The following is a 20,739-nucleotide window of genomic DNA, read 5'->3' as shown; positions in this document are numbered from 1 at the left end:
TTGGCTTCTGTGGCTGTTGCTGTGGGGTCCCCGATAGACCGGACATAACAGCCTACGCGGATCCTCAAACCTCAGCAGCAGGCCGGGCCAGCACCGTCTGCGCGCCCGTGACCCGCTCGCCTACCCGCACGGCCGGGCGGAACTCTTCTCCAAAGGTCAGCACCACCAGAGCGCCGCGTTCCAGAAAAGCCAGCTTGTTGCCCCGGCGCACCGGCTCGCCGGCGCTGAAATAGGTCCGGGCCACCAGCCGGGTACCAGCCGGCGCGGCCAGAGTCACGTCTGCCCCATTTCCCAGGGATGCACTCAGCGCCAGCGTCAGAGCGTCGGCAGGGCGACTCTGTTCTGGCAGGCGGACTGGCTGCCGCGTCAGCACCTGCACCGTTCCGTCCTGCGGCGCGTAGATATAGCGCACACTGAGAGGGCTCAGGGCCACGCCCAGCTGCCAGCCCTGGCCGGGGCCTTCGGCACGGCGCACAAATGCCACCGTGCCGTCCGCAGGCGCAACCAAGCCAGTTTTGTCGGGAGGCAGGCGTACCGGGTCGCGGTAGCGGTAGCTGCGCTGATAATAAGCAGCGGCCAGCGCCGCAGCGCCCAGACCGATCAGCAGTTTTCTGTACCTCATAGGGCAAGTATAAGGAGAGGCCCGAATTACCCGGAGCCTCTCCTCTAGCCTGGGGATTCTGGGTGCCGCAGTCTTCAGCGGGCCAGGATGGTCACACTGTTGAGCGCGTCGGCCTGCACGGGAATAGGCTGCTCGCCGCCTGCGCCGCTGCGGGCCGTCCGGGTCAATTTCTGCAGGGCGTCCATGCCGTCCACCACCCGGCCAAACACGGTGTACTGGCCGTTGAGGAAGCTGGCCGGCGCCAGGGTAATAAAGAACTGGCTGCCCTGTGAATCCGGCGAGGCGCTGCGGGCCATGCCCAGCACACCAGCGTCATTGAAGTTCAGGCCGTTGTTCACCTCATAGCCAAACGTGTAGCCGGGACCACCGGTGCCCCAGTCGCTTTGCCGAGACAGGTCCGCACTGAGGGGATCGCCACCCTGCGCCATAAAGCCATCAATCACGCGGTGAAAGCGGGTACCAGCATAAAAGTGGTTGCGGGCCAGAAACACGAAGTTGTTTACAGCCTGCGGGGCCTTGTCGGGGTACAGCTCCAGGGTGATCAGGCCCTCGGAGGTGTTCAGCACGGCGCGGTACTGCTTACCGGGTTCGGTCACCTGCTCGGCGCGGGCGAAAGTCCGCTGGGGCTGGGCCGTCAGGTACGGCAGCGCCTGCCAGCCGGCGTCTTTCTGCGCGGTTTCGGCCTTGTTTATCACAGCCGAGGTGGGCACCTGATAGCGGGCCTGGGTGGTGCCGTCACGCTGCTCCATGGCTTTCATGCCGGCCTGCTGAGCAGGTGCGCAGGAGGCGAGCAGCGCAGCAGGCAGAATCCAGATCAGTTTTTTCATGGCCCCCATTCTACGGCGCCGCTCTGACATCTTGCCTATCTGACGGACGACTTTTCTCAGCCCAGGCACGCGGGCAGGCCAGCGCCTATTCCAGCGGCAGAGCCGTGGTCTGCTTTTCCTGCTTGACCACCAGAATCGAATCGGTGTGCTGCACCAGCGGATTGGCGGCCAGCACGTCCACCAGAAAACGCTGATACTCCATCAGGTCGCGGGTCGCCACTTTCAGAAAATAGTCGGTGCCGCCCAGGCACAGGTAGCATTCCAGCACCTCGGGGCGGCGGCGCATCTGCTCGCCGAACGTTTCAAATCCAGCCTTAGTCTGCCCCGATAAGGTCACCCGCACCATCACCAGAAAGCCGCGTCCGATCATTTCCGGGTCCAGCAGCGCCACGTAACGCCGGATCAGCCCGGCTTCTTCCAGCCGGCGCACCCGCCGCAGGGTGGGGGCCGGGGTCAGGCCCACCTCGTCGGCCAGTTCGGTGTTGGCAATCCGGCCGTCGCGCTGCAGGATATCCAGCAAACGCAGATCAATCTCGTCAAGTTCCAGGGGCGCCATATTTCTCCGGAGATTAGCAGCTTTACGCAGCCTTGTTGCGCCGAAGGCCCCAAGAAGCCATATCCAGCGCAATCGCCTTACGCCAGTGCAGCGTTAAGATTGCGTTATCACTTCAGCGCAGTAAGGCAGCAGGCCGCCCGCCTCAGCGGGCAGTCTCAGCCTGGCCGGGGGTTCCCTTTTCGGGTCCCGACCTGCGCTCAGAGCCAAGGAGGCAAGCGATGCATATTGGAGTTCCAAAGGAAATCAAGGTCAAGGAAAACCGGGTCGCCATGACCCCCGGCGGCGTGGAAACACTGGTGCGGCGCGGCCACAGCGTGACGGTCGAAGCCGGCGCCGGCCTGGGCAGCAGCTTCAGCGACGAAGCCTATCAGCAGGCGGGCGCCCAACTGGGCAGCGCCGCCGACGCCTGGGGCGCCGAGATGGTGGTCAAGGTCAAGGAGCCGGTGGAAAGCGAATACGGCTACCTCAGAGACGACCTGCTGCTGTTCACCTACCTGCACCTGGCCGCCGACCGCCCCCTGACCGACGCGCTGCTGAAGGCCGGCACCACCGCCATCGCCTACGAAACCGTGCAGCACAGCGACGGCAGCTTGCCGCTGCTGATGCCCATGAGCGAAGTGGCCGGCCGCCTGAGCGTGCAGGCCGGCGCCTATCACCTGCAGAAGCCTGCCGGTGGCCGCGGCGTGCTGCTGGGTGGCGTGCCCGGCGTCAAGCCCGGCAACGTGACCATCGTGGGCGGCGGCGTGGTGGGCACCAACGCGGCCAAGATGGCGATGGGTCTGGGCGCACACGTGACTATTCTGGACGTGTCGCAGCGCCGGCTGTCTTACCTGGACGACGTGTTCTTCGGCCGCATCACCACCATGATGAGCAGCGAAGCCAACTTACGCGACCTGCTGCCCACCACCGATCTCCTGATCGGCGCGGTGCTGATTCCCGGCGCCAAGGCCCCGCACCTGGTCACCCGCGACATGCTGAGCCTGATGCCCGAAGGCGCCGTGATTGTGGACGTGGCGGTGGACCAGGGCGGCTGCGTGGAAACCAGTCACCCCACCACCCACGACGACCCCACCTACGAGGTTGACGGCGTTATCCATTACGGCGTGGCGAACATGCCCGGCGCCGTGCCGCGTACCTCGACCCTGGCCCTGACCAACCAGACCATGCCTTACGTGCTGCAGCTGGCCGACAAGGGCGTGCAGGCGCTGAACAGCAACGCTTCGCTGCTGCCAGGCCTGAACACTTACCAGGGCAAGCTGACCAACCAGCCGGTCGCCGAAGCCTTTGACATGTCCTGGGAAAAGGCAGGCGAAGTGCTGCAGGGCAGCCAGGCCTAAACCTTCACAAGTCAACAAAACAGGGGCCGCGCTCATAAGAGGCGGCCCCTGTTTTGTTGTTCAGTTCAACTACTGGAACCAGCGGCCCAGTTGCCAGCCGCTTGCTTCGCTTAGTCCATTGCCGAAGCGAGGTTCACTTCCGGCTGATGCACATCAGCGCCGATGCTGCGCAGGCGAGCCGCCAGATTTTCGTAGCCACGGTTCAGATATTCCACGCCGTCAATCACGGTTTCGCCGTCGGCGGTCAGGGCAGCGATAAAGAGCGCTGCACCGGCGCGCAGGTCGGCCGCCTTGACCGGGGCACCACGCAGCCGGGTGCCGCGGATAATCTGGCTGTAGCCGCTCACCTTGATGTCGGCGCCCATCCGCTGCAATTCGGCCACGTGGGTCAGGCGGTCCTTGTAAACCGGGTCCTGCACGATGCTGGTGCCGTCCACGGTGGCCAGCAGGGCGCTCATCTGCGGCTGCAGATCGGTCGGAAAGCCCGGGTAGCTCTGGGTGGTCACGTCGGCCGGGCGCAGCAGGCCCTGGGTGGCGTCCACCACCAGCGAGTCATTGGATTCCACCACTTTGACACCCATTTCGCCCAGTTTGCTGCTCAGCGCGCGCACGTGATCGGGGCGCAGGTCGGTCAGGGTCAGGCGGCTACGAGTGGCAGCGGCAGCCAGCATAAAGGTGCCGGCTTCGATGCGGTCAGGGATGACCCGGTATTCGCCGCCGCGCAGGGCCCGGACACCGTGAATTTCCAGGGTATTGGTGCCGGCGCCGCGAATATCGGCCCCCAGCGAGTTCAGGAAGCCGATCAGGTCCACCACGTCGGTGTCGATAGAAGCGTTTTCCAGGGTCACCTGAGTGCCCTCGCCTAGCACCGAGGCCAAGATGGCGTTGTGGGTGCCGCCCACGGTCAGCATCTCAAATACGAAACGGCCGCCGAAGTGGTTGGTGCGGGTGGCGTGGAAGTTGCCACCTTCCTCGGCCACATCAATGCCCAGGGCGCGGAAGGCCTTCACATGCTGGTCCACCGGGCGGAACCCGAAGGCGCAGCCGCCGGGCATACTGACGGTGGCCTCACCGGCGCGGCCCAGCAGGGCGCCCATCATGATGAACGACGCGCGCATTTTGCTGACCAGCGCGTAAGGCGCATCGGTGTGCAGCAATTCGGGGGTGTGGATGGTCAGGCTGTTGGGGCCGGTCCAGGCATGGCGGGCGCCGACGTGGCTGGCCAGTTCCAGAATGGTGTAGACATCGCTGAGGCGGGGAATGCCATGCAGGGTAATCGGCTCACTACTGAGCAGGCTGGCCACCAGGATGGGCAGGGCGGCATTTTTACTGGGCTGAACAGCCAACTCTCCTCCAAGGGGACGTCCGCCTTGGATACGCAGTGGGGATAGATGCATGGGTGGTTCCTTTCAGGGCTGCAGCAGCAGCAGGAGGGTGAAATAAGCCTGGCCGGTCCCCGGCAATGCCGGTGGGGGTAGGCACCGTTTTAACCCCCGTTTCCCACAAATATGTGAGGAGGACCAATCTCGTGCTGCATAGTAGCAAGCCCTGGCCGGGGGTGTCCACGGAATTTCAGCCACATTTCTCAGAATCCGGTAAGCGGGCTTACATTGAAACCGGGAGCACTGTAGCTCCAGTTAAAAATATATCAGCTTACTTTTCTACCCTGCGCCAAGTGAAAGAGCAACTATCCTTCCATCTGTTAGACAGGCAGTGGTACAATGTGCTTGCCGGTGACGCTTACTGGAAGCCACCGCCCTGTGGATCTCTCCTGAAAGGTGGGCCCGCTGCCTCAGTCGGCGCCGCCGGGGCGCAGGGCCAGGGTCTGCCCGCTGCTCAGCTGCGCCACGGTCGAGCTGTCCAGCACGCGCCGGGCACTCAGGTAACGGGGAGCCCAATAACGGTCGGCTTCCAGCTTGTCGATGACTACCCGGCCATAGTAGGAATTGGCATTCACGAACTGGTCGTTGCCCAGGTAAATCCCCACGTGGGTCACGCTGCCGCGGCCCACCGTATCGAAAAAGACCAGGTCGCCGCCGTGCAGCGAGGAACGCGGCACCGCTTTCCCCACCCTGGCCTGCTGGGCGCTGGTGCGCGGCAGGGTCAATCCCAGCGGCTGGAACACCCGCACCACGAAGGAGCTGCAATCCACGCCGGTGGCCGAGTTGCCGCCGTACACGTAAGGGGTGTTCAGCATCGCCATGGCGTTGCGGCGCCAGCCCAGGGATTCGCTGGCGCTGTCGGCCAGAGTTGAAGCAGCCGGGGCCGTTACCGAGAAAGCCGGGGACTCGGCCAGCACCTCGGCGGGCATGGGCCGCGCCTGAGGGGCAGCCGGAATAGCCAGCCACTGACCGATTTCGATGTTGGTGTCGCTCAGGCCGTTGGCCGCCTGCAGGGCTTCTACCGTCAGGCCGTTGTTGCGGGCCAGGCTATAGAGAGTGTCGCCCTTGACCACCTGCCGCGGAGGGATCACGGCCACTTTGAGGGTCTGCCCCACTTCCAGGTCGTGGGAGGCCAAACCGTTAAGGTCCAGCAGCTGCGGCACGGTCAGGCCGTACTCGCGGGCCAGGTTGTAGGCGGTGTCGCCGCGTTTCACCACGACCTCGTTGTAGGAGGTCAGTTGCTGCGGGGCAGCGGCGGCGGCCGGCACTCCGGCAGGAATGTCGGGCTGAGCAAAAGCGCTGCCCGCCAGCAGACCAAAGCAGGTCAGGGCGGGCAACAGGGCCCGGGACAGACGGACACTGAAAAGGGACAATGGGTCACCAGTTATCGGCATAGGCTCACTCTCTTTCAGGGGCAGAGGTTCGGAGCGTCGCTGACGTCCTGGCTGCCCGGAATCTGTCTTTTGGTCAGACTTTGCTCAACCAAGGTAACATCCATCACTTAATTTGCCAAGATCTAGTTCTCATAAAAGGTGTTCAGTAGCGTCAGGCACGCATCGGGCCTGCGGGCTCTTGGCCCCCGGAAGTACCTTTTTGCCTGAAAAAAGACAATCGGCGCTATGCTGACAGCCATTCATGGAACTGTCCCTACGCGAACGCCAAAAGGAACGGCGCCGCAGCGAAATCTACGAGGCCGCCATTTCTCTGTTCAAACAAAGCGGCTTCGAACACACCACGGCCACCGAGATTGCCCGGGCCAGCGGAGTCTCGCGCGGCACGTTTTTCAATTACTACCCTTACAAGGAAGCGGTGCTGCTGGACTACGGCAGCCTGGTGGTGGACAAGCTGGAAGCCGAAGCCAAGCAGCGGCTGAACGAGGGCCGGCCGCCGCTGCAGGTGCTGTACGAGGTCTGGTCGCTGCTGGCCGACGAGAACGCCCGCGAGCGCGACCTGTTTCCCCCGCTGGCCTACGAGGTGATGAATCCTAACCCCGAGCGCGCCCAGACCGCTTACCGGGCGCTGCGGCTGAGCGGGGTGGTGGAGCTGATTTTACGGCCTCTGCACGAGGCCGGCGAACTACGCTCGGACCTCAGCCTGGCCCGGATCAGCAACCTGATTGCCGACACCTACCTGCTGGTGGCGCTGCGCTGGAGTGCTTACGGCACCGGCCGCGGCCTGCACGACGAGCTGCGGATGTCGCTAGACCTGCTGCTGGGCGGCGCCCTCAAGCGCTGAGCGAGAGGCAATTTTTCTGCGTCGTGGCGCCCTTCCTGCCGTCATTGCCGGGGAAACGCTATACTCCTTTGCTGAAGCCCACGACAAAGCAGCCGCGGCCAGCTCGCATCCACTGACCACAGCAAGGAGTACCGGTGGCCAACAAGGACTCAGGAAAAAAAGGCAAGGCAGACAAGCAGGCCGCCAGCAGCGAAACGCTGGACCTGCTGGTCGGCCCGCCGAAGCATGCCTGGCCTTTTAGCCGTGGGCTGCTGATCCGTACCCTGCTGCATGCTGGAGCCAACCGCAAGGAGGCGGCCAGCATCGCCCGCTATGTGGAGCAGTACCTGCGTGACCATGCCTTAAGCCCCATCCGCACCGAGGACCTGCACGACCTGCTGGTGCGGGTCACCAAGGAGCAGTCCGGCCGCTCGCTGGCCCGCAAGGTAGAGCAGCAGACGCCCTTTTTTCAGGATATTCAGGTGCGCTCGCAAAGCGGCAAGATGCCGTTTTCGCGTTCGGTGCTGGCCCGGCGGCTGGACGATACCGGCCTGGACACCAAAGAAGCCTACGCGGCGGCCCGCCAGGTGGAGCTTTATCTGCGCGAAAAAGGCCTGCGTGAAGTCAGCGCCGAGGAATTGCAGGACCACGCCGCCGAGGTGCTGGCGCAGAAATACGGCGAACATTTTGCCCGGACCTACCGCTTCAGCCTGAGCCATCAGGGGCGGGTAGGGGTCATCAGCACTGACAGCCCGGAACACGAGCAGCCGATTCCGTTCAGCAAGGGGATTCTGATGCAGTCGCTGCTGGCGGCCGGAGCGGCGCCGGACGCCGCCCGCACCCTGGCCCGCGCCGTGCAGCGCGACCTGCAGGGCACCGGCGACCGGGTGGTGACCCGCGCCCAGATTCGCCGGATGGTGCAGCGCCGCCTGCGCGACGAAACCGGCAAACATGTCAGCGCTCGCTACGGGCTGCTGCGGGCCATTCGGCACCTGCCGCGGCCACTGCTGGTGATGATCGGCGGGGTGTCCGGCACCGGCAAGTCCCACCTGGCATCGGAAGTGGCGTACCGGCTGGGCATTCCCCGGATCATCAACACCGATTCGGTACGCGAGGTGATGCGGGCCATGATCTCGCCGCAGCTGATGCCCACGCTGCACACCAGCACCTTTCAAGCCTGGAAATACCTGCTGCCGCCCGGAGAGCACCGGCCCGAGCACCCGGATCAGCAGGCGCTGGAAATCGGCTTCCGCGAGCAGACCCGGCAGGTGTCGGTGGGCCTGAACGCCATCGCCCAGCGCCTGATTCACGAGAATGCCGACCTGGTGGCCGAAGGGGTGCATCTGGTGCCCGGGTTTCTGGACCCCCGGCTGGCCGAGAATGCCATCGTGGTGCAGGTGCTGTTGGTGATTCCCGACGAGGACGAACACCGCTCGCGCTTTACCCGGCGCGAAAAGGAAACGGCGGCGGCGCGGCCCGAAAGCCGTTATCTGCAGAGCTTTCAGGAAATCCGTAGCCTGCAGGACTACCTGATCCGGGTGGCCGAGCGCCACGAGGTGCCCATTCTGGATCATCTCTCGCTGGACGAGCAGGCCGAGCGCACGGTGGATATTGTCCTGGCGCAGCTGCCGGCCGCCCTCAAGGAACTGGGCGACGACCACAGCAGAGACGGCAGCGATGAGGAAGAAATGAGCTTTCTGGAATATGCCAGCGCGCTGCAGGGCTTCCCGGCCAGCGCACCGGAACAGGGAACGGGCGAAGGCAGCTAAGCCGGACTCGGGCGGGCAAAGTCGCCGGTTCCAGTCAGCCGAATACTTCCAGGCCCTGCTCCACCACGCTGGCGTGTCCTGCCACGGTAAGGGCATGGTCGGCGTTGTAGCCGCCGGCCATCATGCTGACCACCGGCAACCCGGCGTCGCGGGCCCAGGTCAGTACCCGGCGGTTGCGTTCGTGGATGCCGTCCAGCGTGAGCACAAAGCGGCCGAAACGGTCGCCGGCCAGCACGTCGGCGCCGGCCAGAAACAGCAACAGGTCGGGGCGAAAAGCTTCCAGTGCCGGCAGCGCCTGCCCCGACAGCACCTCCAGATACTGGGCGTCGGTCGTGCCGTCGGGCAGGCCCAGGTCCAGGCTGCTGCGCTGCTTACGGAAAGGGTAATTGCGCTCGCCGTGGATACTGAGGGTAAAGGCCTGCGGCTCATGCTCCAGTAGAGCTGCGGTACCGTCGCCCTGATGCACGTCGAGGTCCAGCACCGCCACCCGCTGCGCCCAGCCCTCGTCCAGCGCCAGCCGGGACAGGATAGCGGCGTCGTTAATCAGGCAAAACCCACCGGCCTGCGCCGCAAAGGCATGGTGGGTGCCACCGGCCAGATTGGCGCCCCAGCCCAGAGTGCGGGCGTCGTGCAGCGCGGCCAGGCTGCCCCCGGCGGCCCGCATGGTGCGCACTATCATCTCCTCGGACCAGGGCAGGCCGAACTCGCGCTCCTCCTTCCGGGTCACCTCGCCCCGGCGCCAGCGGCGCAGGTAGTGCGAATCGTGGACCCGGCCCGCCTGGGCCCAGCGCAGCCGAGGAGCGGTCAGCACCGGCAACAGCGGCAAGACCCGCTCGCGCACGCCTTCATACTTGTACTGCGGAAAGCGGTGACCTTCGGGCAGCGGAAAGGTAAATTCGGCCGGGCTGTAGGCGCGGAAAGGATGGATGAATCTGGGAAAAGTCGCCGCAGGCGCAGAGGTCGGCTCTGTCATCAGAGCTTGACGAACTCCTGCACGCCCAGCACGAACAGCACGGCGCCGCCCACCTCGACTTCCAGCGGCTCGGTCACCAGACCTTCGCCCTGCTCGGCCAGCGGAATGGCCGGGCTCATCATGCGGCTGCGGGTACGGCAGTTCAGCGAGATGAGGTCCTTGAGTTCGTCCAGCCGGGCCCGCGAGACCCCGATCATCAAGGTGGTGTTGCCCTCGCGCAGGAACCCGCCGGAACTCGACAGCCGGGTGACGTCCAGCCGGGCCTGAGCCAGCGCCCGCATCAGCTTGGGCACGTCGGCATCCTGGATTACGGCCAGCACCAGCAATTCGGCAGGAACGGCAGAATAAGGCATGGCCCCATGCTAGCAAAGGCCCCGGCGCACGGCCGGGACCTCTTTTCTCTCGTCTAGTTTTGTTCCAGCTGCAAGAGGCGGCGCGCCACAGGCAGAGCGCCAGGCCGCTCGCTCAGCTGGCCGGGGTCTTCACGCGCTTGCGGACCGCCGGCTTTTTGGGAGCCGCTTCGCTGCCTGCCGCTGCGGCCGCACTCTCGGCGACAGCTGCCTCAGTTTTATCGGCCTTATCAGCTGCAGCCGCTTTGGTGCTGGCTTTCTTGGCAGCCGGCTTGGCCGCTTTCTTGGCGGGCGTGGCCGCTTTTTCGCCGTCTGCAGCGTCGGGCTGAGCAGTATCGGTCTTGGCTGTGTCCGTCTTGGCTGCCTTGGTGCTGGCCTTTTTGGCGGCCGGCTTCTTGGCGGGCTTGGTGGCCGCTTCAGTGTCATCGCTGGCCGCGGCCTTGGTCTTTCTGGCCGCCTTGGCTGCTGGCTTCTTGGCGGCGGGGCGGCTGCTTTCCTCGTCGGCAGCGGCTTCAGCGGCAGCGGCAGCTTCCGCCGTTTCGGCGTCGAGGGCCTGCTGCTCCTTGAGGCGGAAGATCACCAGGCTGCCCACAAAGGTGCAGGTGATCTGCCCGTGGGCGTTCAGCAGCGAGAGCGCAGCCATCACTTCCTCGCGGGTCAGGCGCAGCTGGTCACTCATGTACAGCGCCGAGTCGGCGCGGCCTTCGAGGTACTCGCGGATACGCAGGGCGTCTTCGGTCAGCGGGGTGGCGGGTACATCGGCCAGGCCAGGGTCGGCCAGGCCGTACACGGCGCGGGTGCCGGTGCCGGGCAGGCGGCGCACCCGGCCCTGATCCAGCAGGCTTGCCAGCGCGGCCCGCAGGTGCGACAGCGCCAGGCCAGTGGTCTTGGCCAGCTCGGTTTCGACCCATTCGGGTTTGGAGTCCAGCGCTTCCAGCACCAGCTTCTCGTTGGCGCGGCGGGTTTCCTGCAGGTCTTCCAGGGTGGGGGGGTTAAACATGGTTTGTTTCCTCCGTTGAGAGCCGCCCGGAGGCGGCAGAGCAGTTGAGTGTGAAATTGGGCGCCGGAGGATCCATCTCCCCGCGGCCGGGCCGTTTCGCAGCATTGTCAGTCAGGAAACAGCGGGGCGCCGAAGGAACACAGAGCCGGCAAAATACTTCTCCCAGTATGCCGTATTCACGCTGCTGGCGCGGCGAGGTGACTCACACAGCTGCGGCCCTTTTCTGCTGACCTTTTCTGCCAGTCTGCCTGCCCGTGCCTGTGCCACACTGGAGCCCATGACTGCACCTGCTTTCTCCGACCCGCCGCTGCTGGAATTGCGGCAGCTCAGCAAGCGTTACGGCACCTTCACGGCGCTGGAAGACGTGACGTTGCAGGTGGCCGGCGGGCAGGTGTTCGGCCTGCTGGGGCCCAACGGTGCCGGCAAGACCACGCTGCTGCGGATTCTGGCGACCCTGCTGCAGCCCAGCAGCGGCAGCGCGCAGGTGGCCGGGCTGGACGTGGCGGCCCAGCCGGACGGGGTGCGGCAGCTGATCGGGGTGGTGAACGGCGGCATGGGCCTGCCGGCCCGGCTGACCGGACGGGAAATCCTGCATTCTTTTGCGGGGTTTTACGGCCTGAGCCGCGCCCAGGCCGAGGCGCGCATTGCCGAACTGGACGCCGCACTGGACCTGGGCCGCACCCTGGACACCCGGGCCGGCGAATATTCCACCGGCATGCGCCAGAAAGTGACCATCGCCCGCGCCGTGATTCAGGACCCGGCGGTGCTGATTCTGGATGAAGCGGCCAGCGGCCTGGACATCTTCGCGCGCCGGGCGCTGCTGGACTGGGTGGCGGCCGCCCGCCGGCCCGGAAAACTCACGCTCTACTCCACCCACGTGATGAGCGAGGTGGAAGAGGTCTGCGACCGGGTGGCGGTGCTGCACGCGGGCCGGCTGCTGGCCGAGGGCACCCAGCCGGAGCTGCTGGCCCACACCCGGGCCGCTTCTTTAGAAGAAGCTTTTTTCCGGCTGGTTGAGCTGGACGAGGCGGCGCACCCACAGGACACGGCACATGCGTCCTGATTTTGTCTGGCGGGTGGCGGCCCGCGACCTGCTCTCCACCCTGCGCGATACCCGCACACTGCTGGGCACGGTGCTGATTCCGCTGGTGCTGATTCCCGTACTGATGCTGGGCACGCCGCTGCTGCTGGGGCAGTTTATCGGCGGGCAGGCGCAAAAGCGCCAGCAGGTGGGCGTAATGGGCACGCTGCCGGCGGAGCTGCGCGAACGGCTGGGGCAAGATGGACAGCCTGAGCAGACCGGAGCGGGAGCGGGGGCGGAACATACCGGGGTCGAACTGGTGCCGCTGAACGGCAATTCGCCGGAGGTAGCCCGGCAGGCGGTGCAGAGCGAGCAGGTGGACGCTGTGATCCGGGTCACGGCGCCGCTGCCTGAGCGCGAAGGTGATGCCCCGGCGCAGGTACAGGTTTTCGCCAAGCTGAATTCGCTGGCCGCCCAGACCGGCGCGCTGGGCAAGGTGGAAGCGGCGGTCACAAGTTACAACCACGCCCTGGCCGCCCGCCGGCTGGCAGCGGCCGGGCTGAGCGAGGACGACCTCTCGCCGGTCAGGCTGGACCGGCAGGACGCGTCCACCGTGCAGGAGGCCAGCAGCGGGCAACTGGCTTTCTTGATTCCGCTGCTGATGATGAACTTTATTCTCTCGGGCGCGATGGCAACAGCGCTGGACAGCACCGCCGGCGAGAAGGAACGCGGCACGCTGGAAAGCCTGCTGGTCAGCCCGGTGCGGCGCAGCGAGGTGGTGGCCGGCAAGCTGCTGGCCACCACCCTCAGCGCGCTGGTCGCAGCGCTGTTCAGCGTGCTGGGCTTTCTGGGCACCGGCCTGATTGCCGGTCTTTTGCTACAGCGCGGCGGCATGCAGGCCGATTTGTCACAGGCGTTTGGCGGTCAGCTGGCCCTGGGCGCCGGCGGTTTCGCCAGCCTGCTGCTGAGCGCAGTGGGCGCCGCACTGCTGCTGAGTGCCCTCCTGATTGCCCTGAGCATCTACGCCCGCTCGTACAAGGAAGCCCAGACCTACGTGACGCCGCTGTCGCTGGTGATCGTGCTGCCGGCGCTGTTCCTGCAGTTCAGCGACGGGTTCTCTACGGCCTTTTACGCCATTCCACTGTTCGGCTCAATGCTGAGCGTGATGGATTCGGTGACCGGCACCCTGAAATGGCCGCAGCTGTGGCTGTCGCTGGGGGCCAACCTGCTGACCACGCTGCTGCTGGCGGCGCTGGCCCTGCGTTCCTTCCAGCGCGAGGAAGTGATTTTCCGCAACTGAGGGCTGAAGGGAGGGGTCCATTGTGCCTGCGGCATACTTGCGCCGTGCCCCTTACTGATGTGCCCCTCAGCGCCGTGAACCTGCGCCCCCGCCTGGACGCCCGCGACCCGGCCGTGCTGGGCCTGCTGGCCCTGGCGGCCTTCCCGGACCCGGCCCGGTTGGAGCGTACTTGCCAGCGCTACGCCGAAGAAGGCTGGCTGCTGCTGGGCCTAGAAGAAGGCGGAAAGCTGCTGGGGTTGATTGGGCTGGCAGTGTCGGAAACTGGAGAAGGGCCGGTCACCATCCTGCACATCGCGGTAACAGCCGGCGACCAGCGGCGAGGCCTGGGCCGGCGGTTGCTGACGCTGGCGCAGGCCCACGCGCCTGCACGTGAACTGACCTCCGAAACCGACGCCGCAGCCGTGGGGTTTTACCGGGCCTGCGGGTTCCGGGTCCGGTCGCTGGGCGAGAAGTATCCTGGTGTGGAGCGCTTCGGCTGCACCCGGGCTGCCAGTACTGCCGGGTCAGACCCCGAATGCGAAATGTGACCTGAATGATCACACATCTAGCCTGACTGCCCAGCACCTTAATCTGGGTTCATCTGGGCCTCAGCCGCCCGGCTGAGCTTTCGGCACATTCATTGCGGCGGGCGGGCCCAGGCTTGCCGCCGCGCTTCCCCGGCAGGCGGAAGCGGCAAGAGGTAGAGATGATCAAAGGCAAAGAACTGCTGGGCAGGCACGTCGTGGACCTGAGCACCGGCGAGCGGGTAGACAGCGTGCGGGACATTGTGTTCGACCATGGAGCCAATCTGGTGCTGGGCCTGGTGGTAGACGGCGGCGGCACCTGGCTGCGGCGGCACGACCGCCTGATTCCCTTCTCGGCGGTGTATTCGGTGGGCGAAGACGCCGTGATGATCACCTCGGCGCAGGACACCGCCAGCGAGGAAGAACAGGCCCGCATGAAGGAGCTGATGGCTTCGGACGTGAATCTGGTGGGCATGTCGCTGCTGACCTCGCACGGCGAGGACCTGGGCAAGATCAGCGACGTGATTTTTGACGAGTACAGCGGCCGCGTCACCGGCTATGAGGTGTCCGGCGGGCTCTTTGGCGGTGCGGCCGGCGGCGGCAGTTCCTATGTGCCGGCGCCCGAAAGCGTGCAGATCGGCAAGGACGTGGCCATCGTGCCGGCCAGCGTGGCCGAGGAACTGCGCCGCACCGGCGGGCAGTGGCCCAGCGAGGCGCCGCAGGAAGCGCACCCCTACGGCAGCGACCACAACACCGAGGAACTGGCCGAGGAAGCGGCGCTGCGGCAGCGGGAATACGCGGTGGGCCGGATTGCCGGCACCAGCATTGTCCTGCCCGACGGCACCGTGGTGGCCGAGAAAGGCGAGCCCATCACCGAGGAGCAGGCCATCCGCGCCGAGCGCTCCGGCCGGCTGATGGTACTGGTCAGCACGTCGCTGAGCCCCGAAGAAGCTGAAGCGGCGGCCCTGCCAGAGCAGACAGTTCAGGAGGGGGAAGCACCTCAAAACCTGGAGCCCCTTCAGGACATGCCACTGCAAGTGGAAACTGCCGCCACAGAAGCAGTCTTTGCAGCGGCTCCTGCGGCAGAAGCGAGCGATGCGGCCGCTTCAGACGGCCTGGCTCCTCAGTCTCTGGCTCCTCAATTTCTGGCACCCAGCGATCTGGTGGGCCGCCGGGTCCGGGAAGACGTGCTGGACGGAGGCGGCAACCTGATCGCCGCGCAGGGGCAGATCATCACCCCGGCCGTGCTGACCCGCGCCGAAGAACAGGGCGCGCTGGAACAGCTGCAACGCCACCTGCGCGGCACCGAATCGGCCGCCGAGCCGGTGGACCTGGGCGAATACGAACGCCGCAGCGCCGAGCCGGCGCGGCCACAGCCACACGCTGCCCCAACCGAGGCGCATGAACCGGCAGAAACCATGCAGCTGGAAGCCACACCCGTAGAACCTGTCGTGGTTGAAAGTGCGCCGCTGGACACGGCACTAGTAGACACGGCGCCGGCACACCCGGAACCTCTGCTGATTCCCGACCAGGAAGGGCGCCTCAGCCCATTGGGCAGCAATTCTGTTGAGAGCACAGAGAATCCCCGGCCGATGCGTGCCCGTGAGGAGCAGGTGGCCCACCTCAGCGAACCGCTGCCAGGTCAGGAGCCGGGGCTGCTAGAAAAAGCCGGCCGCTGGCTGAGCGACCGCCGCGAGGAGCTGCTGCACGGCCCCGAAGAACGCGAGCTGGTGCAGGTACATGAGCAGTGGGGTGCTCCCCTTGAGACAGCCGAGCCGCCGGTGCCGGAGCACTCTGCCGATACAGTGACGGCACCGAACATCGCCGTAACCCCAGCCCAAGCGGACGACGCGCTGATCTTCAGCGGTCCCGCGCCGGAGGTTCAGGAGCAGCCGGACCTGTCCAGTGCGCCAGCGGCGCCGGCAGCTATGTCCCTCTCCGCAGGGGGGCCAGCCGGTACACCGGCCCCGGCCCGGCCCGCAGCTGACCCGCTGCAACCGGCCGGTGCCATGCCCGAGCTGACCGAAAGCCCCGCCGAGCTGCAAGCGGAACTGGCCCACCCTGCCCCGGCGCTGCAGCACACGCCGCAGCCCCCGCTGGACCCGGCCCGGCTGGCCGCCGACCCGTTGCAACCCCGCGGCGCAGAACCCGGCCCAGGTATCGCTACGGATTCGGCCGCAGCGGCCCAGCCGGAAGACCACCAGCCCACTGAGCTGCTGCCGCTGAACAGCCCCAGCAGCGAGTCGTTCGATCAGGCAATCGAGCACATCATCAGCGAGGCTTACGGCTGGCCGGTCTCGCGGGCCATCCGGGCCGAAAGCGGTGAAGAGGTGCTGCCGGAAGGCGGCCGCGTCACTCCGGCCGTGGTGGCCGAGGCCCGCCGCCTGGGCGTGCTGCGAGAACTGCTCAGTGCAGTGGAACGCGGACAGTAAGGCCGGAGAGCCCTCAGCCAACGCGGCCAGCATGGGCGCCTCCCTCCGAATACAGAAAGGGAGGCGCCCCCGCGCTACAGGCCAGCCGGTATGATGTCCGCCGATGCCTGTACCGCCGACCCCTGGACCTGACTGGCCTGGACCCGACTGGCTTAGACCTGACGGGCCCAGCTCCAGCCCCAACGGAACGGCCCCCCTTCCCCTGCTGCCGGCAGCGCAGCCGGGTGAGGCAATGGAATATCAGGTCCGGCTGGCACGACCCGGCGCTGAACCGTTCACCGGCAGCCTGAGTGATCTGGCCGCAGCCTTACGAGGCAGTGAACTGAGCCCGCAGCAAGTGCCGCTGCTGGCACTGACCAACGCGGTCCTGGCCTGGCTGAAAGCCCACCCGGCCTGGCAGGGCACGCATCCTCCGGCGGAAGTTTTGCCGCCGTTGGCCGCGGTCATCGCCCTGAAGGCCCGGCTGCTGCTGCCGCCCGCCGCTGAATCAGGCGGCTGGGATGACCTGGACGGCGAGCCGGACGACTGGGCCGACGATTCGGACATCGCCGGCGGGGTTGAGGCCCTGGCCGAACTGGACCGGGCAGTGCGGTTTCTCAGTCAGCGGCGCGCGCAGCGCAGCGGGCTGATCCCGGCGCCGGTGCCCCGGCCAGCGCTGGAGCTGCCCCGCCGGCAGCGCCCTCCCCGCCAGGGCCAGAACCTGCGCCAGCTGCTGGACGCGGCCCGCGCCGCCGTGCGCGAGGTCGAGGTGCCGCTGCTGGCCCGCGAACGCCTCAGCCTGAAAGGGGCGCTGGCCGCTCTGCTGGCTTTTGGGCGGCAGCTGGGCCATTTCAGCTTCAGCGGCATTACTGCGCAGGACTGGGGCGAACACACCACCTATTTTGCAGCGCTGCTGGAAGCGGTCAAGACCGGTGACCTACGAGCCGAGCAGACCGAGCCCTACGGTGAGATTCAGATCGCGCAGGGGCCGGCAGCTGGGGACGGGTCAGCCGAGGCAAAGCGCCCCGACTCCATCGTCTGACCACCGCTCGGGGCCTGACAGGCAGCGACCTGTTCCAAGAGCCGCCAAACCAAAAAAGAGGGGCCAGCCTTCCAAAGCTGGCCCCTCCCCTGCTCCTGCCCGGCCGCCTGGCCTGAGCAAGAGCCGCCGTGTCTCCGTGACGCTCTGACAGGTCTTCCCTGCCAGTCTTACTGACCCGTCGCGGCAGCGCTGCCTTCGGCGGGAGCGGCCTGAGCACCCGAGGCGCTCTCATTCTCAGCCGGCGTGGTGGCCGCTTCGGAGGCCGCAGCGCCCGAAGTCGTTTCCGAGGTGGCGGCGCCTGAAGTGGCTGCACCCGACGCAGTGGCCGGCGCTTCTGCGGCCACCCGGGCCTTCTGGGCATCCAGCACTTCCTTGAGGTGGTTGACCGGCTTGAAGGCCGCCACCTTGCCCGAGAGGAACTCCTCGCCCTTGGTGCCCTGCTTCTCGTTAAAGAGGCTGGTTTCCAGCGTGTTGCGGACCTCATCGAACGGCAGCACCCGGCCGGGTTGCAGGTCGGCCACCGAGACGACCTTCCAGCCGTCCTTGGCCTGCACGATGTCAGTCAGGCTGGTGTCGCCCACCGCGCGCAGTTTGCCCTCGAAAATGGCCTGCAGGACCGAGGGGTCCAGGGTGTCGCTGTCGGGGTGAATGGTGCCGCGTTCCGACACGATGCCGCCCGCCTTGGTGGCCGCCTTGGTGAAGTCACCGCCCTGCCAGTCCTGGCGGAAGGCCAGAGCCTGTTCGCGGCTGGGGAAAGTGGCTTCCGAGACAGCGGCGCTGCCCGGCACCTGGAACTGGGCCTTGCCTTCCTCGTAGGCCTTGCGCAGTTCCTGGTCGCTGACTTTCACGTCGCGGCCGCCGTAAGCGATCAGTCCACTGACCAGGTCCTGGCGGGTGCCCACCACCTTGACGCCTTCTTGCTGCACGATGGTCGGCGCGGCGTACTCGCGAATCAGCTGCTCCACCACCGAGGGCTTGAGCATGCCGTTGACCATGTCACCCAGTTGGCCGCCGTTCATGCCCTGCACCATCATCATCAGCTGCTGGTTTTGCAGCACCCGGCCCACCACTTCCGAGTAGGGAATCTTCTTGCCGTTCACCTCGGCCACGGTGGGATCTTCGTACTTCCAGGCCGGGTCCACCACTTCAATCTTGGCGGCAGCCAGCTGCTGGTCCATGAACTGCTCGACGGCGGCGGCCTTCTTGCTCTTTTCCAGGGCAGTCTTCACGTCGGCCTTGACCTGTTCATAGGGCTTGGTCTGGGGGGGCAGCAGTTCTTCCACCTTCACGATATAAAAGCGGCCACCGCTGGCAACCACTTCGGTCAGGCCGGGCGAGGGCAGCGATTGCACCGCCTTGGCCACCTCGTCGGGCAGCACCACCGTTTCGACTGGTTGCAGCGCGCCCTTTTCGCCCAGGGCACCCAGGGCGCCGCCGCTGGCCGCGTTTTCTTCCTTGCTGTTCTTGCGGGCCAGCTCGGCAAAGTCGGCACCGCCGCGCGCCTGGGCCAGCACCTTCTGGGCCTGGGCCTGGTCGTCCAGCACAATTTCCCGGCCCTTGATGCGCTGCTCGGTCTGGAACAGCGTGGGGTTCAGGTCATAGTAGGTCTTCATCTCGTCTTCGGTAGGCGCGGGAGCCGATTTCTCGATTTCCTCGGTCTGGCGCTGCAGAGCCAGGCCTTCTTTGACCTGCTGGCGGTATTCCGAGTCGCTCAGGCCCACCCGCTGCAGGGCGTCGGTCCAGGCGGCGTTGTCGGTCAGCTTGTTGTCCTCACGCACCTTGGTCACTTCGGCGTCTACGTCCTGCCGGGTCACGTTGATGTCCCCAGCGGCCTGGGTCATCACTTCCTGGCGGATCACCTGCGAAATCAGAAAAGTGCGGAAATCGTCCTGCAAGACGCCGCCCTGTGCCTTGAAGGGCGAGGGGTTGTTCTGCTCAATGCTCTTGAGCTTCTCGGCGGTGATGGCCTTGCCGTTGACCCGGATGGCCGGCGTGCCCTTTTCACCGCGAATAGAGTTCATGATGTTCTGGGCGCCGTCGCCAGGCAGGAACTGCAGGGCCATGCCGCCCACCAGCAGCAGGGACAGAACGATCAGCAGGGCGTTTACGGCAGTTTTCTTGTTCACTTGAAGTTCTCCTCGGGGACGTGATACTTTACTTGAGTTTCCGCTACGTACCCGTAGCTCAGCTGGATAGAGCGTTAGCCTCCGGAGCTAAAGGTCGTTGGTTCGAATCCAATCGGGTACACCACAAAAGCGCCACCCCGCAGGGTGGTGTTTTTTCGTTGGCTGGGGGTTAACACCCGCTGTCCAGCCCGTTGTTGGCACGCCTTCAAACACGCGGGCGATTGTATCACGCACCTCTGTGAGCATCCTGGCCGGCTTTTCTTTCGCCTGCCCCGCTCCTGCCTGGCGCCGCCGTACACCGCCCAAAGGAAAGCGCGTGCCCTCCCCCGCCGCGGCGGACCCGCTAAGATTCAGCCCATGAGTCTTCATTCTTTACTGCTGGCCCTGCCGGGCAGCTACAGCGGGCCAGTGCAGCTACAAAGCGGGCCTTACGGCGTTGTGGGTACCGGCGAAGGCACCCTGGCCGCCCTGCTGGCCGAACCCCTGATTGCCGCGTCGCTGAGCACCAGCGGCACCCAGTTCGTGCTGAGCAGCCCCGACAGTGCGCCGCTGGCCCTGGAATACACTGCCCTGGCCGAAGCGGCGGGCGCGCAGGTGCGCCGGGTTGCCACCGGCGGCGACGCCGAACACATCGACACCCTGATTCCGGCCGGCGTGACGGCTGCCTATCACGGGGCACAGTATCTGGCCTACGCCAGCGGCCACGCCGATGAGGCGCAGGAAGCCGACCGGCTGCTGGCCACACTGGCGCAAAGCTGCGCGGGCGAGGAAACTGAGAGCAACCCCGCCCGCGAGCTGGCCTGGCGCCTGCACGGCCGCACGCCGCTGCTGCTGGCAGACGAAGGCGCCGAAGGATTGGTGCTGGCCTGGCAACACCTGCTGGCCCGGACCGGCAAAAGCTACAGCGTGCCGGTGCTGGGCGATCCCCTACCGGTGCTGAGCGGCATGTTCGAGGCGCAGCACGAGCAGGGCGACGGCAAGGTGGGGCTGCTGCTGGGCGACCTCAGCCCGCGGCTGGACCTGGGGCGCGAGATCATGGAAAGCCGGGTGGACGAGGTGATTCACCTGCCTTTCCCCGACCACAACACCGACAGCGACTATGCGCCGGGCCTGGCACTGTGGTATCTGGGCGCCTGGACTGCACTGTATCTGGCTGAAATCGGCGGGCAGTCGCCGGAAGACAGCCCGGTGCTGCGCCGCGCCCAGGCCGAACTGAGCGGCGAGAGCGCCGAAGAATAAAGCGCTGAAGAAGAAGGTACAGGCGGAAATTTATGGGCCGGGGCCAGCGCTCTGGTCTTTTGAGCTC

At 66.1% G+C, this 20,739-nt stretch carries 17 protein-coding genes, 1 tRNA gene and 1 pseudogene; 10 read left to right on the top strand and 9 right to left on the bottom strand.

Annotation, left to right across the window (positions count from 1 at the left end):
* Positions 1-64 precede the first annotated feature (64 nt).
* From OCI36_RS03080 to OCI36_RS03070, 3 genes are all read right to left on the bottom strand, one after another.
* On the bottom strand, positions 65-622 hold the full coding sequence (locus tag OCI36_RS03080) for a phosphatidylserine decarboxylase (protein ID WP_261663615.1): 558 nt from the start codon (positions 620-622) through the stop codon (positions 65-67).
* A gap of 74 nt (positions 623-696) precedes the next feature.
* Complete coding sequence (locus tag OCI36_RS03075; protein ID WP_261663614.1) at positions 697-1,449, bottom strand: peptidylprolyl isomerase; 753 nt, start codon at positions 1,447-1,449, stop codon at positions 697-699.
* Positions 1,450-1,534: 85 nt separating this feature from the next.
* The gene (locus OCI36_RS03070) at positions 1,535-2,005 is read right to left on the bottom strand and encodes an Lrp/AsnC family transcriptional regulator (protein ID WP_261663613.1); all 471 of its coding nucleotides are present in this window, start codon (positions 2,003-2,005) and stop codon (positions 1,535-1,537) included.
* Positions 2,006-2,223: 218 nt separating this feature from the next.
* On the opposite strand from OCI36_RS03070, the gene ald reads away from it, so the two are divergent.
* Entirely contained in the window at positions 2,224-3,342 is a 1,119-nt protein-coding gene (gene ald, locus OCI36_RS03065; protein ID WP_261663612.1) for an alanine dehydrogenase, read from the top strand.
* A 110-nt stretch (positions 3,343-3,452) separates the two neighbouring features.
* Here the strand turns inward: ald and murA are convergent, their stop codons facing one another.
* Both murA and OCI36_RS03055 read right to left on the bottom strand, forming a co-directional pair.
* The gene (gene murA, locus OCI36_RS03060; protein ID WP_261663611.1) at positions 3,453-4,739 is read right to left on the bottom strand and encodes a UDP-N-acetylglucosamine 1-carboxyvinyltransferase; all 1,287 of its coding nucleotides are present in this window, start codon (positions 4,737-4,739) and stop codon (positions 3,453-3,455) included.
* A 395-nt stretch (positions 4,740-5,134) separates the two neighbouring features.
* Entirely contained in the window at positions 5,135-6,118 is a 984-nt protein-coding gene (locus OCI36_RS03055; RefSeq protein WP_261663610.1) for a C40 family peptidase, read from the bottom strand.
* Between the two features lie 241 nt (positions 6,119-6,359).
* On the opposite strand from OCI36_RS03055, the gene OCI36_RS03050 reads away from it, so the two are divergent.
* Entirely contained in the window at positions 6,360-6,959 is a 600-nt protein-coding gene (locus tag OCI36_RS03050; RefSeq protein ID WP_315941235.1) for a TetR/AcrR family transcriptional regulator, read from the top strand.
* A 134-nt stretch (positions 6,960-7,093) separates the two neighbouring features.
* On the top strand, positions 7,094-8,707 hold the full coding sequence (locus OCI36_RS03045; protein WP_261663609.1) for an ATP cone domain-containing protein: 1,614 nt from the start codon (positions 7,094-7,096) through the stop codon (positions 8,705-8,707).
* Between the two features lie 34 nt (positions 8,708-8,741).
* On the opposite strand, the gene OCI36_RS03040 is transcribed toward OCI36_RS03045, so the two are convergent.
* From OCI36_RS03040 to OCI36_RS13290, 3 genes and pseudogenes are all read right to left on the bottom strand, one after another.
* Entirely contained in the window at positions 8,742-9,680 is a 939-nt protein-coding gene (locus OCI36_RS03040; protein ID WP_261663608.1) for a histone deacetylase, read from the bottom strand.
* Positions 9,680-10,033, bottom strand: a complete 354-nt coding sequence (locus OCI36_RS03035; protein WP_261663607.1) for a cyclic-di-AMP receptor — start codon at positions 10,031-10,033, stop codon at positions 9,680-9,682. Before OCI36_RS03035 ends, OCI36_RS03040 begins: the two co-directional genes overlap by 1 nt.
* Positions 10,034-10,568: 535 nt before the next feature.
* A pseudogene (locus OCI36_RS13290) lies at positions 10,569-11,030 on the bottom strand (transcriptional regulator); the annotation flags it as partial.
* Between the two features lie 307 nt (positions 11,031-11,337).
* Here OCI36_RS13290 and OCI36_RS03025 point away from each other — a divergent pair.
* The 5 genes from OCI36_RS03025 to OCI36_RS03005 all read left to right on the top strand — a co-directional run bounded on the left by OCI36_RS03025 (position 11,338) and on the right by OCI36_RS03005 (position 17,307).
* Entirely contained in the window at positions 11,338-12,093 is a 756-nt protein-coding gene (locus tag OCI36_RS03025; protein WP_261664364.1) for an ATP-binding cassette domain-containing protein, read from the top strand.
* The gene (locus OCI36_RS03020; protein WP_261663605.1) at positions 12,083-13,351 is read left to right on the top strand and encodes an ABC transporter permease; all 1,269 of its coding nucleotides are present in this window, start codon (positions 12,083-12,085) and stop codon (positions 13,349-13,351) included. Before OCI36_RS03025 ends, OCI36_RS03020 begins: the two co-directional genes overlap by 11 nt.
* A 44-nt stretch (positions 13,352-13,395) precedes the next feature.
* Complete coding sequence (locus tag OCI36_RS03015; RefSeq protein ID WP_261663604.1) at positions 13,396-13,878, top strand: GNAT family N-acetyltransferase; 483 nt, start codon at positions 13,396-13,398, stop codon at positions 13,876-13,878.
* 158 nt (positions 13,879-14,036) lie between these two features.
* Positions 14,037-16,286 carry a PRC-barrel domain-containing protein gene (locus OCI36_RS03010; protein WP_261663603.1) on the top strand — a complete coding sequence of 750 codons (2,250 nt, stop codon included), beginning with the start codon at positions 14,037-14,039 and terminating at the stop codon, positions 16,284-16,286.
* 232 nt (positions 16,287-16,518) lie between these two features.
* Positions 16,519-17,307, top strand: coding sequence for a segregation/condensation protein A (locus tag OCI36_RS03005; RefSeq protein ID WP_261663602.1), 789 nt, complete (start codon positions 16,519-16,521; stop codon positions 17,305-17,307).
* A 167-nt stretch (positions 17,308-17,474) separates the two neighbouring features.
* Here OCI36_RS03005 and OCI36_RS03000 read toward each other — a convergent pair whose 3' ends face one another.
* Positions 17,475-19,433: a peptidyl-prolyl cis-trans isomerase gene (locus OCI36_RS03000; protein WP_261663601.1), complete on the bottom strand. Its 1,959-nt coding sequence runs from the start codon at positions 19,431-19,433 to the stop codon at positions 17,475-17,477.
* 47 nt (positions 19,434-19,480) lie between these two features.
* Between OCI36_RS03000 and OCI36_RS02995 the strand changes: the two genes are divergently transcribed.
* Positions 19,481-19,557: transfer RNA gene (locus tag OCI36_RS02995), tRNA-Arg, on the top strand.
* 233 nt (positions 19,558-19,790) lie between these two features.
* On the top strand, positions 19,791-20,672 hold the full coding sequence (locus OCI36_RS02990) for an SIS domain-containing protein (protein ID WP_261663600.1): 882 nt from the start codon (positions 19,791-19,793) through the stop codon (positions 20,670-20,672).
* Positions 20,673-20,739 lie beyond the last annotated feature (67 nt).

It is taken from the genome of Deinococcus sp. Marseille-Q6407 (assembly GCF_946848805.1).
In the GTDB taxonomy this organism is placed as follows: Bacteria; Deinococcota; Deinococci; order Deinococcales; family Deinococcaceae; genus Deinococcus.
This window is presented reverse-complemented; position numbering and strand designations above follow the sequence as displayed.